At 48.8% G+C, this 13,237-nt stretch carries 8 protein-coding genes and 1 pseudogene; 4 read left to right on the forward strand and 5 right to left on the reverse strand.

The window, feature by feature from the left end; translation table 11 throughout:
- The first annotated feature begins 75 nt into the window (after positions 1-75).
- Complete coding sequence (locus ATI45_RS17845; protein ID WP_179888427.1) at positions 76-1,170, forward strand: DUF3800 domain-containing protein; 1,095 nt, start codon at positions 76-78, stop codon at positions 1,168-1,170.
- Positions 1,171-1,624: 454 nt separating this feature from the next.
- On the opposite strand, the gene ATI45_RS17850 is transcribed toward ATI45_RS17845, so the two are convergent.
- On the reverse strand, positions 1,625-2,740 hold the full coding sequence (locus tag ATI45_RS17850) for an MAE_28990/MAE_18760 family HEPN-like nuclease (RefSeq protein ID WP_098420970.1): 1,116 nt from the start codon (positions 2,738-2,740) through the stop codon (positions 1,625-1,627).
- Positions 2,741-3,922, reverse strand: coding sequence for a DUF262 domain-containing protein (locus ATI45_RS17855; protein ID WP_098420971.1), 1,182 nt, complete (start codon positions 3,920-3,922; stop codon positions 2,741-2,743).
- A 220-nt stretch (positions 3,923-4,142) separates the two neighbouring features.
- On the opposite strand from ATI45_RS17855, the pseudogene ATI45_RS17860 reads away from it, so the two are divergent.
- Positions 4,143-5,467, forward strand: a pseudogene (locus ATI45_RS17860) (IS1182 family transposase).
- A gap of 879 nt (positions 5,468-6,346) precedes the next feature.
- Here ATI45_RS17860 and ATI45_RS17875 read toward each other — a convergent pair.
- From ATI45_RS17875 to ATI45_RS17885, 3 genes are all read right to left on the reverse strand, one after another.
- Positions 6,347-6,970 carry a DUF6088 family protein gene (locus ATI45_RS17875; protein WP_098420972.1) on the reverse strand — a complete coding sequence of 208 codons (624 nt, stop codon included), beginning with the start codon at positions 6,968-6,970 and terminating at the stop codon, positions 6,347-6,349.
- A gap of 185 nt (positions 6,971-7,155) precedes the next feature.
- The gene (locus ATI45_RS17880; RefSeq protein WP_218926194.1) at positions 7,156-7,851 is read right to left on the reverse strand and encodes a M48 family metallopeptidase; all 696 of its coding nucleotides are present in this window, start codon (positions 7,849-7,851) and stop codon (positions 7,156-7,158) included.
- On the reverse strand, positions 7,851-11,183 hold the full coding sequence (locus ATI45_RS17885) for a type I restriction endonuclease subunit R (RefSeq protein ID WP_098420974.1): 3,333 nt from the start codon (positions 11,181-11,183) through the stop codon (positions 7,851-7,853). The genes ATI45_RS17880 and ATI45_RS17885 overlap by 1 nt, the downstream gene beginning before the upstream one ends.
- Positions 11,184-11,516: 333 nt before the next feature.
- On the opposite strand from ATI45_RS17885, the gene ATI45_RS17895 reads away from it, so the two are divergent.
- Together ATI45_RS17895 and ATI45_RS17900 are read left to right on the forward strand one after the other, a co-directional pair.
- Positions 11,517-12,677: an ImmA/IrrE family metallo-endopeptidase gene (locus tag ATI45_RS17895; RefSeq protein WP_098421808.1), complete on the forward strand. Its 1,161-nt coding sequence runs from the start codon at positions 11,517-11,519 to the stop codon at positions 12,675-12,677.
- On the forward strand, positions 12,664-13,149 hold the full coding sequence (locus tag ATI45_RS17900; RefSeq protein ID WP_098420976.1) for a DUF4411 family protein: 486 nt from the start codon (positions 12,664-12,666) through the stop codon (positions 13,147-13,149). Before ATI45_RS17895 ends, ATI45_RS17900 begins: the two co-directional genes overlap by 14 nt.
- Positions 13,150-13,237 lie beyond the last annotated feature (88 nt).

Raw genomic sequence — 13,237 nt, forward strand, 5'->3', positions numbered from 1 at the left:
ATATTTTGCAATATCGTGGATGTGCAATATAGCCACTGTTGTACGAATATACCTCGTCGGAAGGAGTAGCAAATTTTGAGCGATGAAGAAACGGCTGAAGAAGAAAAAGAGGTAGATCCGAAGAAAATTGAAAAGCTAGAACGTGAGAAAAAAGAGCTTTTAGCTTCTTTGTCTGGCGGTGATTTTTCGAAGCAGAAAATAAAAGTTGCTTATATTCTTAATTTATATCCCGAGTCGAGAAACAGTGACATAACGTTAACCATTAAATACTGGGAAATATTTCAGTCGGATATTTATAACCCACATGGAATTCTTCCCAAAGACTTGTTTCGTCTGGAGCGGATGCACTATCTCGTTCGTGCAAGAGCAAAAATACAAAATGAGTACAACCTCTTTACCCCGAATACGAAGGTAAAGCGTTTCCGAAGGAAACATGAAGAAGAAATGAGTGAAGCGGTATTGGAAGATGTAAAGCCAAGAAAGTTGGTGCATGTATATGCTGATGAAACAGGTAAAACTCAGAATTATGTGATCGTTTCTTCTGTATGGGTTTTGACCGGTAGAGCGGTATTTACCGTGAGCCAGGCAATTACTTCTTGGCAGGAAACATCTCGCTGGGCTAAAAGAGAAGTTCATTTTTCGAAGCTTGGGAAACAAGATCTAGATACACTAAAAGAATATCTAGGAATTATAGTTAAGAACAGAGAGTTTCTAAGTTTCAAATCTATTGCTGTAGAGAAAGCAAGAACAAAACGAAGTATAGAGCAGGTTGTAGAAAAGCTTCATGAGCACATGCTGTTACGTGGTGCGGAACACGAGATTGAGAGCAATCGAATAGGCCTTCCTCAGAAAATCGAGGTTACCCTTGATCATGAGCAGTCCTTGGATGCTATCACATTAGATGAGCTTAAACGGCGCATAAACGACGGATACGCTGCCAAATATGGAGAAGAGGTTGAGGTCACACAAATAGAAACTATATCTTCCAGAAACAGCCCTTTGGTACAGTTGTCCGACTTGGTGGCCGGTGCGATTAATCGGAAGATGAACAACGCTGGTGACAAAAACTATAAAGACGAAATGGCTGATCTGGTAATTCATATGTTGGATTTACAATTCGAACAAGATAAAGTTGAAGGATTGGATGTGTCAGCACTATTCAAAATATAGTGCCACGTATAAAAAAGCCAAGCACAGCGACAGATTTTTCGCTACGGCTTCACCTTCACTCCAAAGCTGCGCGTGTTGGCGGCATTGAGGCTGTAGAAAAAGGTTGGGGACTTTTTTAGACCTGGAATTGATCAATAAGCAATCTAAAAATAGCGTCTATTCTTAAAATATGGAGCACTTATCATAGAAGATATATCTAGGTTTTACGGAGGGGAGGGCAAGGGTGTGGATTTAGCGGCGCTTACGTGGAATTCCAGGCCTCAGCGGCCAGTTTTTGTTGTGGGGTAATGTATTGGCTCAGTGAAGTCAGACACCAACTTCAGTAATAATTTCGCCAACACAATCGAGGAGCCTTACAAACCCTCGATATTTGAGTGCGAAGATTCACCATAACCAACGATTATGCGCGGCTCGGATTCTAAAGGTCGGAGCAAGCATCCCAACAAACAGCTGGCTACTGTCCTACGTATATTTTTCTTTTCAAAATATGGGAATTGAGATCAAAGTTTACTCCAATGCAGAAAGGTTCATGACATGGGTAAGATAGATTCTCAACGCCACCTTTTTGATCTCTTAACGATATTATGCTTCCAGACAACATTGTATTTGAGCTATCGTTGTTAACGGCGAAGATCTTATCTCCAACAGCAATTCTTCCCGATTTTTCTGAGGCTAGCCCCTCAAACTCAAGAACGCCCATTCCACCATATGCTTTACTTGGTATTCCCAGTTCTATTTTATCTATTGTTTTAAATATGTAGCCATCCACATAGTTAAACAGAATTTCGTTCAAAGCATTTACGTATTTTTTAATGATATAAATCCTCTCTTCGAGGAGATCTGGAGATTCAATTTCGTCAACCCGAGCCCCATGAGCTATTTCGTTTCGTCGTTGCGCAAGGTCATTTAGTTCTTTTATTAATGATGAGGTTAATATTTTTTTGTCAAGCGATTTTGCTGAAGAATGTTTTCTAGATAATGCGATAGCCAATTTATCATTATTTAAACAGAGATTTGATATTCCAGGAACCCCAATCCTGAAAAAAATCTCATGAATCGAATCGTATCTAAAATTCGAACTATGATTAATAAAGGCATCTAAATTTATCGTGTATTCAGGTACCGCAATGAGGCAGTCATTCATATTCTTGACTGCTTCTCTAAGCTGCAGCTTTCTTTGAATATCTGAAAGGGCACGATTTCTCTTTATTTTAGAAATATGATCAAGAGAAACATCTAAATGATTTATTTTTATGGCAGAGGGAAGTGAAGCATAATCTGGAGCTTGACGGCAAATTTCCCTCAGATACTCAAGAATGGCATCTTCAACAAAACGCTCAAGAAAGCCATATAAAGATATAATTCCATTTTTATATGAGTAAACTTTTGATGCTGTTAAAGAAGGCTTTATTCTTTTACAAACGAAAGATTGAAACTCCCGCTCGAAATCACTATTTCCGTTGTATTTTTTTACCCCTGCTTGAAAAAATAACTGGCAATTCCTTTCGTATTTAAGATGATTAATTAGTCCATTAATGTTTGAATTAAAGTCGGATATAGACTGAAGCATTCAAATAAACCCATCGAAGAATTCATCAAATTTCGAGTCTCTTTCTTCAAGTGCGGACTGATTTGTATTTCTTCCTTCAAAAAACTCTTGATTATCTTTATAAAAATCCTTAATAGATTCGTTGATCGCTAATTTTTTACTTATAAGTTTATCTTTATCATCCAGTCTTTCGCTTAAAGAACTCATCATCGGATCATAAACTACAGTGGTGGCTCTTTCGAACCAACCCCAACCAGTTATTCGTTTTCTGTAAAGGAAGAACGCCTTTTCTCCGAACAATTCGTAAGCTAGCTTAATGCTTTCAATGAATATCTCTTCAAATTTTCCCAACACTTCGATAGAAAAATAGTTACCCTTTCCAAGAAAAAAATCTAAATACGACTCTAATGATCCCCTCTGCAGATTCATTCTTTGTCTATATGCAAAGAATCTGAGTACTAATTCAACATCACCCATTGTTTTAAAGAGTTTGTTTTCTGCTCTTTTAGAATGTATTTTGTCCGGATTGCCATCTTCTAACGGTATTCCCCAAGTTTTACAAAGGTCATTATTTTCTGATAACTTTATACAAAGTCGATTTAATCGACCGTCAAAATTCGCATTTCTTTTTTCTTGAGCCGTTAGCTTCTCACCTCCACTATTTATTCTGTCGAAAACCATCTGTTTAAGATTTTCTGCTTCCTCACTGGTTTTTGCAGTTTCATGTAAAAGTATAATCGAAGATATGTACCTCCGATCGACCCCCTGTTTGATGAGCTTCGGGAGTTCGCTGTACTTTTTCCCATTTAGTTCTGGCCATCTGGTTAATCCTTCGAGACAGAAGTCATCGTCGTAAAACGATGAAATAGCCGTTAATCTTTGCAGTCCATCCATAACTTCATATGAGGAGTATTCATACTCATAAAGAAAAATTGGTGGAATTGGTACGTTCATTATTAAAGACTCTATCAATGATGATCTTTTTTCATTTGTCCATCGATGCCGCCTTTGGTATTCGGGATTCATCTTATAACTTTCGCTATGAACCATCGACGATATTGTGTTCAGCGGATACCTGGCCTGCTCTGTAACGATTCTTATCTCACCGTCGCGATACTTTGCATTAATCTCTTCGTCAGTCATTTTAGTTATCTGACTGACAAGGGTATTCGTTCCAATTTTTTCGCCATCGAAAAGACTCATAGTTCACCCTTGCACAATAGTGTAAATAAAGTAATTTTACGTAATAATATTTTTCGAATCTCATATAGCATGCCATGTTCCTGTAGTTTCTTCGAGCTCCGTTACTCCGATAGGCGCCAAGAATTGGAGGCCTCCCTCAATGGGTTGTCTAGGAGTCTGCGCGGTAGAAACGTCGTTATGACATAATAGGCCCATCTTCTCCAGCCACGGAATAGACGTCATGGGAACGTGTTTTCGACCTTATTCGCCAGATCAGGAGTTGCTGCTGCCTCCCAGTCTTAACGAATGGCTGGCCGAAGGCCATCTGGCCTACTTCATTAGCGACGTTGTCGAAGAACTGGACTTAAGCGCCTTTTATGCTCGCTACGAGGGAGACGGTCGCCGCAAGTCGCCTTTTGATCCGCGCATGATGCTGAAGGTGTTGATTTACGCCTACGCGACCGGAACTTTCTCGTCCCGCAAGATTGCCCGCAAACTCGAAGAGGACGTGGCCTTTCGCGTGCTGGCTGCCGACAATTTCCCCAGACATCGAACCTTGTGCGATTTCCGCAAACAGCACTTGAGTGCCTTCAGAGAAGTGTTTGTTCTCTGATCCGAATTGCCCGGGAGGCGGAGCTGATTAGTCTGGGAACGCTGGTAATTGATGGCACCAAGATAAAGGCGAATGCCAGCAAGCACAAGGCCATGAGCTACGGGCGTATGCAAGAGGAAGAAGTCCGCTTGTCGAAAGAGGTGGATGAGCTTTGTGGCCAGGCTCGGGCTGTGGATGAAGCAGAAGACGAGCAATTTGGTCCTGCCCAGCGGGGCGATGAATTGCCGGAAGAACTGCAACATCGCCAGTCGCGGTTAAGCAAGATCCGGGCAGCGAAAGCCAGGCTGGAAGCGGAGCAGGCGCAAGCCGATGACGCAAAAGGCAGGCATCCGGATGACGAACGGCGATCCCCTCGCGGTGGGCGGAACTTCAAACGGGACTATGGCGTTCCGGACGACAAAGCTCAGAGCAATTTTACCGATCCCGAAAGCCGTATCATGAAAACCAGTACCGGGTTCGAGCAATGCTACAACGGCCAGTTGGCTGTCGATGGCGAGTTCCAGATTATCGTCGCTAACCATCAAGGCAACAATGCCAGTGATAACGGCTGTCTGGTGCCACTGTTGGACGAGGTAGAAGCAACCCTGGGAGGCCAGCCGGAGCAGTGTCTGGCCGATGCGGCCTACCGTAAGGAAGCGGATTTCCAGGCCCTGGAAGAGAAAGGTATTGACGGTTATGTCTCGTTACGCAGAGAAGGTAAAGGGGGTGCGAAACCCGACGAGACCCGGTATCCGGCCACGGCACGAATGGCCCGGAAGCTTGCTACCCCAGAGGGTCGGGCGGTCTACGCTCAGCGCAAGCATCTGGTCGAGGCTGTGAACGGTTGGATCAAGAACATTCTGGGTTTTCGTCAGTTCAGTTTGCGGGGCCTGGAGGCGGTAAAAGGCGAATGGGATCTGGTCTGTCTATCTCTCAACCTCAGGCGTATGAGTTTATTGATGAGACTGACATAGAGGCCGTGAAGCCACCTTTGCCGGGTGGGCGGCGCGGACGTTGTCCCTGTTGCCGACTCCCCGGGCCATTTCAAGTGGTCGCAGGGAAAACCGTGCTTTCAATCTGTTTGACCGTGCCAAACCTTATTCTGGGCTGGCAGTGGCACGGCCATGCATATCAATGCTCAAAACGCTCCTACCGCGCAGACTCCTAGCCCGGATTTCTCATAGGTCCCCGGCAAGTCTCGCAGACTGGGTTTATTACCGCCACGGGCGCTTCGTTCCGGCCAATATTGCGCAATAATTGACCGTTACCTGGACGCCAATGCGGGCTGCCGTAGAAAATGAGATGTCGTTTGTAGATATTTTGACCGCTATCTGTATTATGAAGTCGAGATCCGTGGTCGGGATGCCCGAGGCTCTATGCCGGCTTTTGTGCTTGGCTAATGCGGCACCTGCCTAGTGGTGTGACTTGCCAAGGAGAGGCTTGGCTTCATTTCCCTTCCAAATTCCCGCTATAATTCAAAAGCTCAGTTTTTTGTGTCTACCGAATAGGCAGTCCCTGTAGCTACCGCGCCCTACACGTTAGTGTCTAGAATCATTGAACGATTACACGGTTGGCCCTTTGTCTTCCCCACGCCCGTGGGGGTGTTTCCACAACGGGTATCCAGTTCGCTGGGCCGTTTGCTCAATCCTACGTCAGCTCAATAGCCCGCTGCCAGCATCTGCGTAGGTCGAAGTTCTGCCAGAGCTATTTGCGACAGGCGATAAGGCTACCTATATATCCTTTGCCAGAGAAATTCTGGGCCAATCCAGCGGGATGCTTTTGGGCGCCTAGGTCCAGAATAGCTTTCAGATCATCATGCTTTTTTGGATCGCAATAGAAGTCGAGAATGTTCGTCAAACCATCATTTCCTTTTCAAACTGCTCCAATTTGACGTGCCATCCTTCAGGCAGAGGCGTCGCCTTGAGCTTTTTGATTGCCGAGCGGCTTTCTGCTTCGGAAAGCTTCAGCCTGGTCAGTGCCTTTTTCAATTCGCTGAGTTTCACGGAATTGGCTGGGGTGACGGTGAAGCTTCGCAGCAACTCGCCTTCAGGGCGTGATTTCCACCGCAGCTTTGATTCTGTTACGTGTCGCACTTCAACAATGTCATTGCCAACTGAAAACGTTCTGCTGGCGCCGTTACTCCAAAACACGGTTTTGACGGGGGCCTGTGTCTGAAGGCCAAGTCGATAGGCGGACTCGATGCCCTGCCTTACCAGTGTGTAGCCGTTCTGCTGAGCCCATTTTTTGGCTATCTGTTCTGCGCTTGGCGTAATTTTGATCGATGGCATGCTGGCCAGGGCTTTTGGGCGCACATAAATGCCTTTGGATACTCGTTCAATCACGCCTTCCTGCGCAAGCCTGCTCAGCGATTTTTGCACAGACGCAGCGGTGTCCAGTTCGTGGAACTGACTGATGGAAAACGGGGCGCCCCGCCTCATGTTTCGCAATCGATGGGCTATTTTCTCTGATGTAGACATGATTTAACCTGATATAAAGAGAACGCAGTGAGTTTATCCTAGTCCTTTAATATCAGGCGGTGCAAAAGAATTCGTGTCAGGGTCATGGCGTGTTCGTGTGCAATTTCTAGAGTTAAAGTGGCGAAAATAAATGTACGTCTGGGCTCCCTTTCAAAACTTGTACACCCGTTGGCCGAGTGTAGTGATCAATCAACCCCCTCCACCTCTATCCCATTCTTAGCCAACCAGCTCTTCCGCCGCTCATAATCCGGCATAACCCGCTCAACCCGCTTCCAGAACTGGTTTGTGTGATGTGGCTCATGCAAATGCGTTAGTTCATGCACCACCACATATTCAACGATCTCTCTTGGCAACAGGATCGTCTTCCAGTTGAAGTAAAGACGGTTGCCCTTGCCACACGAACCCCAGCGGTAGCCCAGATCCTGAATTTTGACACCAGCAGGGTCAACGCCCATGCGCGCAGCTAGGGCCTGGACTTTATCGTTCAGGTAAATCTGTGCCTTGGTGCTATACCAGTAAATAAAGTGGAATCTCGCTTCAGTCTGCAGGTCTTTTCGCAGGCAGAATCGTCCAGCCGTCAGTTTGAGTGGTGTTCGTTGATCTTCTACCAGCTTCAACCGATAGCTCCGGCCCAGATACAGAAATCCTTCGCCATTCACGTACTCTTTGCGAGGCTGGGGCTTAAGCAGCTCGGCTTTCTCGGCCAGTTTCTGGTAGATCCAGAATTTTTTCTCCTGAACAAAGTCCTTGAGCAGATGTTCTTCGATGCCCTTGGGGGCCGCAAGCACCAGGTCGCCGCCGCGGTCCACAATGATCTCCAGCGTTTTGCGCCGGGCGCTATGGCGTACCTCGAAGGTCAGGTCATCCACCTGTAATTCCATCACGCATTCACCAGCTTGCTGTGATTCGCTTTGGCCAGATCAATAAGTTTGTCCAGAAGACCATCGAGTTGATTGGCTGGGAAAAGGTCGAGCTCGAACAATTCTTCAAACAGTCGGCCTCTCAGGCGCTCCTGGTCTGGTAGGTGGGAGGGTTTCCAGAAGTCCGGAATACGCAGTTCTTCAGTGATGATCTGGACGGCTGATACTGTCGCTTGCTCCAGGTTTTCCTGCTCCCCAAAATCAGGCGTCGCTGAATCGCCCAGTTTGGTCTCCGTCATTAAACGCAGGAACGGTAGATAGTGGGGTGAAAGGCCTGTAGGTGTTTCGTCATCCGCTGCTTCGTCGGCCTGTAGTTTTCTAATCAAGCTGGAGAGGGCGTCCACCTGCTCCTCCCAGAGCCCGTCCATCTGCTCCAGGATTTCCTTCAGACGCTCGCTGAGTTTGGTATATTTTACCGGATCTTCATCTAGGTGTTTACGCACATGAGAGCGAACCGCATGCTCCATTTCTGACGCTTTAGCTCGATCGCTGACTTGCCGGTTTATGTGTTGGTCGAAGTGGGTGTCCGTCAACTGCACCGGCGGAATCTTGGGATTGATGCCCAGTGAGATCATGTAGTCATCGATCAGCTTGCGGACTTTGTTGCCAACGTCTTTGCCTAACTCCGGGCTGTCCTTGTAGCGATTCCGCGCCAGGGCATGAATGTAGGCCAGTTGTTTGGCATCATTCACGAACTCCAGCGCTTCCGGGCGGGGTAGGACATCATCCAGTGTTCGGCTGAACTCCTTCAGCTTCACGATGAACTCGGCTCGCAGTCGCTCGTCGCCTAAAGCAGTAACGGCTTCCTCAGCATCAGCGAGGCTGTCGACGCCTTGTTTTCGCAGCACATCAACAACCCTGAGGTGACGATCCCGTAACAACGGAATTTCATCTTTCAGGCTCCGGAGCGCACCCTCTATATCTTCATCACTGTATGCCGCCAGCGCTTCTTTAAGGTGGTTTGCGACGCCATAGTAGTCCACCACAATACCGCAGCGTTTCCCGAAGCCTGTGCGGTTTACCCGGGCAACAGCTTGCAGCAGTTCGGCCTCTCGAATCGGGCGGTCCAGATACATGACGCCCGCTATGGGCGCATCGAAACCGGTCAGCAGCATGGACTTTACAATCAGGAAACTGAGCGGGTCGCACTTGTCCGGGTCTTTGTGAAACAGCGGTTTCTTGAATCGTTTGATGTTCTGCTCAATCTCCGCCCGATCACTCCACTGGGCCCAGCCGCTGTCATCATTGTTGCTGCTGCTGAACACCACGGCAAACTCAAGCTGCTGAAGTAATTCACGATATTGCCAAGCCTTAATGGCTGCCTTGATTCGAGGCGGGCGGGTAATCAGCTCGGTTTCGGCAATGTTCTTGTCTTCATGAGGTAACGCCATGGCCTCCTCGAGAAGTTTCGACTTGGCTTGTTTGAGCGCTTCCAGGTAGCGGATAGCTGCTCGTCGGCTATAGGCAACCAGTTGGGCTTTGAAGCCATTGGGGAGGATGTTAGTGACGTAGTGGCGGAGGATATCAGCCGCCTTTTCTTCAATCAGGCGAGGCGCCTCAAAGATCTGGCCCTTGGTAGCGTATTTCTTCTTGATCAGCTCCAGTTCTTCCTTGGTGCGTTCTTTGAACAAATCCTCGAACAAGTCATCGAGGTTTGCGCCGTCCTTTACGGCGCCTTCTGCCGTTCTGCCTTCGTAAAGGATTGGAACCGTGGCGCCATCGTTTTCCGCTTCCTTGATGGTGTAGCGGTCAATGTATTCGCCAAAAATCTCGCTGGTCTGCTTTTTCTTGCCCATGATGATGGGCGTGCCTGTGAAGCCAATTCGCGCAGCGTTGGGCACAGCCTGTAAAAGGTTGGCGTGCAGGTCACCGGCCTGTGTTCGGTGAGCCTCGTCAATCATCACCAGAATATCCGGGCTTTCATTAAGCAATCCCAAGGGGCGTGAGGAGATAGGGTTCCTGGGTTCGTCGTCAGGCTCTTCTGCCGCATCGCGACGATTGAGCTCCAGCCCGCGTTCCTTCTTCGGAGGAGGGTAAGCTGAAGACGCACTCTCGTGTTCCCGGTATTTCTGGATGGTTCCAAAAATAAGCCCTGGCCCGGGCTGGCCCAGCAACGATTTCAGTTTGCCGGTGTTGCTGGCGATCTTGACGGTTTCCCCGGTCAGCGTCGCTGTGTCCGATAACTGATCCTGTAGATCCTTCCGATCCGTGATCACGACGACTTTGAATCGGCGCAGTTCAGGGTCGGTTCTGAGTTTGAGAACCAGAAATACCATCGTCAGGCTTTTACCGCTGCCCTGGGTATGCCAGATAATCCCGCCTCGCCGGTCGTGCTCACCATCTTCAGACCGGGTTTTACCGGTTTTCAGGCGCTGAACAGCCCGTTTGACGGCCCGATACTGCTGATATCGGCACACCAGTTTGATGGTTTGCCCGCCCATGGTCATGAACAACGTAAAGTGACGGACGATGTCCAGCAGGTTGGCGGGGGGCAGCATTCCCGAAATCAGTCTTTGCTGAGAGGAGAGCGAGGCAACGCCCAGTGATTCGGCAACGTCCTCTTCGGAGCGAGGTGTCACGGTCTTCCAGTTCAGGTAATGGCTGAACCCGGCGCCAATGGTTCCAACCCGGGCATCATCAAAATTGGAAGCCACCATAAACTGGTTGGTGAAGAACAGGGCGGGGGCGCCTTCGTGTTCCTCGACCTCAAGATCCTGATGACGCTGATCGTAATAGCGGCGTAGCTGATCCACCGCCTCCGGAATGCCCTCGGGAATCGTTCGGTTTTTGCACTCGATGACCACCAGGGGAATGCCATTCACAAACAGAACCAGATCCGGAATGACGTGCCCCTTCCAGCCATCATGCCCTGGCGGGCATTTGACCTTGAACTGATTCACCACGGTAAAGGTGTTATTCTTAGAGGTAGCCCAATCAACAAAGTGGACGGTTTGCCCTCGACCACCATCCCAGTCTGGCAGGCCCTCCACCGTGATGCCGCCGTGAAGCAGTTCGGTTGCCAGTTGGTTGGCTTCTATTATTTTGTTGGCGGGAAGGCGAGTAATCGCGGATACGGCCTGATCGAGACGTCTTTCATCCAGCCAGGGCTCGCCGTTTCGGGTGTTGATGGCCAGCAGCCGCTCACGCAGCAGTGGCTCCATGATGACCTGAACAAAGGTTTCACGATAGGTAACGGACGGGAAGTCCAGGGAGCCCTCGATGTAATTCCAGCCTTCTTGCTCCAGTTGCTGAATAAAGGGGAACTCAACTTCGGTAAATTCCGGGCCAGGCATTACTACTCCTTTTTGCGTTCGCGCAGAGCATTATGATGCATGATCAGAGTCTGTCAAAAAGGAGGCAGGTTAATGAGTTCGGAAAAATCAACGCGGGAAGCTCCTACTGGCCAGAGAATCGCCGAAAGCGAATCTCCGACTGACCGTCAGCTTGAGCAAGCGAAGCATGAGCTGGGGCTGCCTAACACAACGAGATACAGGGTACCGACCGCCAGAATGCGAAAATTCAAGCGGCATTGGCCCAGCGAGCCGATAGCCATTGCTGGCCGGAAAGCCTGAAAATCCCAACTTCGTTCAATGTTAAACGGCGGGTCTCCTGCTATTATTCGCGCTATGGAAAAGATTAAGGGTATTAACCCATCCCGAATTATCTGGTGTTGCGAGGATCTGGGCATTTCCGTTGAGGAACTGGCCCAAGAGACTGGTATTGCCCTCGCTACCCTCGAAAAGGCACTGGACGGGAAAGAAGCGCTTTCCGTCAAACAGTTACAAAAGCTGGCCTCCCACTTTAACCGTGGACTGCTGTTCTTCCTCGAGGAAAGTTCTGTCAGTGAGGGACGCGTCCATTCCGTGCAGTTCCGAACACTGAACAATCAGAAGCCACAATTAAGCCCGCGTTTCCGGGCTTTGGTTGAGCGAACAGAACGCCAGCGTTTGACTTACTTGAGTCTCCGGGAGGATTTGGGAGAGCCGGTTGATCCGGCTTGGTACCCGGAAGAAATTGCAGGGAATGCTCCGCGACCAAAGCGCGCAGCGCAGTTGGCTCGCGCTTGGCTTGGGCTTCAGCCGGGACAGAGTTTTGCTGAAATGCGGACAGCTCTAGAAGCCAAAAACATTCTGGTATTTCTGAGCAACGGATATGCCGGCAAGTGGCAGATCCCCAAGGAAAGTCCCATCCGGGGCTTTTCTCTGTATTTCGACAGTTTCCCGGTTATTTTTATAAAAAAGCAGCTTTCCGAGGGAGCACAAGCGTTCACCATGATGCATGAGCTGGGGCACCTCCTGCTCCACCGCGAGAGTTTTGTCGACGACGAAAACGATTTTTATAGCAATAGTTCCAATGAAGTGGCGGCTAATCGGTTTGCTGGGAATCTGCTTGTGCCGGATGAGTTCCTCGAAGTACTCGACCTCCAGCGGTTTTCTGCGGATGACGTAACAGCGTATGACCTGTTCCTTGAAGGCTATTCCCGTCGCTGGAGTGTCAGCCCAGAAGTAATTCTGCGGAGGATGACTGATTCCGGGCTCCTTCCTCAGGAAGACTACCAGGCTTACCGTAAATGGAAACAATCCTTGCCCGTGCCTGAGCGTAAGGGAAGTGGCGGAGCCCGCTATCGTTTCAAGGAGCCGGTGAGGGTCTTTGGCAAAAGCTATGTCGGTACGGTGTTGGACGCTTTGCATGAACAGCGCATCACTTTAGCCAGGGCCAGTTCCTATCTGGATAATTTAAAAATAGCAGACCTGCGACAGCTGGAAGATACGCATGCCTCTATTTGATGCGTCGTCGATCATTCACGCCTGGGACAACTATCCACCAGAGTTGTTTCCTCCTTTGTGGGACTGGTTGGGGCAGGAAATCGTAAATGGAAATCTCGCTATCCCTGGTGTGGCTTTGGAGGAAGTGGGAAAGAAAACTCCGGAATGCGCTGTGTGGTTGAAAGGCAACGGCGTCACCGTATTACCTTTGACGTCCGAAGTGTTGGCCGAATCCCTACGAATAAAACACTTGCTGGGTATTGAAGAGGATCAGTATCACACCAAGGGCGTAGGTGAGAACGACATCTTCATCATTGCCACAGCAAGCGTTCATGGATTGACGCTGATCTCTGACGAAGGACGCCAGTTCGGCAAGCCCGATATTCTCGCCAAGTACAAAATTCCAGCGGTCTGTGAGCTGCAGGATGTAGGGGTAAGGTGTATCAATTTCCTGCAGCTCATACGCACCAGTGGTGCCGTTTTCAAGAGCTAGTGCAGTCAATGACTCATGCCCGCGACAGAGGATCAAGCCTGCCAACGCCGCAACGGCTGACAAGCGGTTTCCTCGGCAAAACTCGATC

This window comes from Marinobacter sp. LV10MA510-1, from assembly GCF_002563885.1.
GTDB lineage: Bacteria > Pseudomonadota > Gammaproteobacteria > Pseudomonadales > Oleiphilaceae > Marinobacter.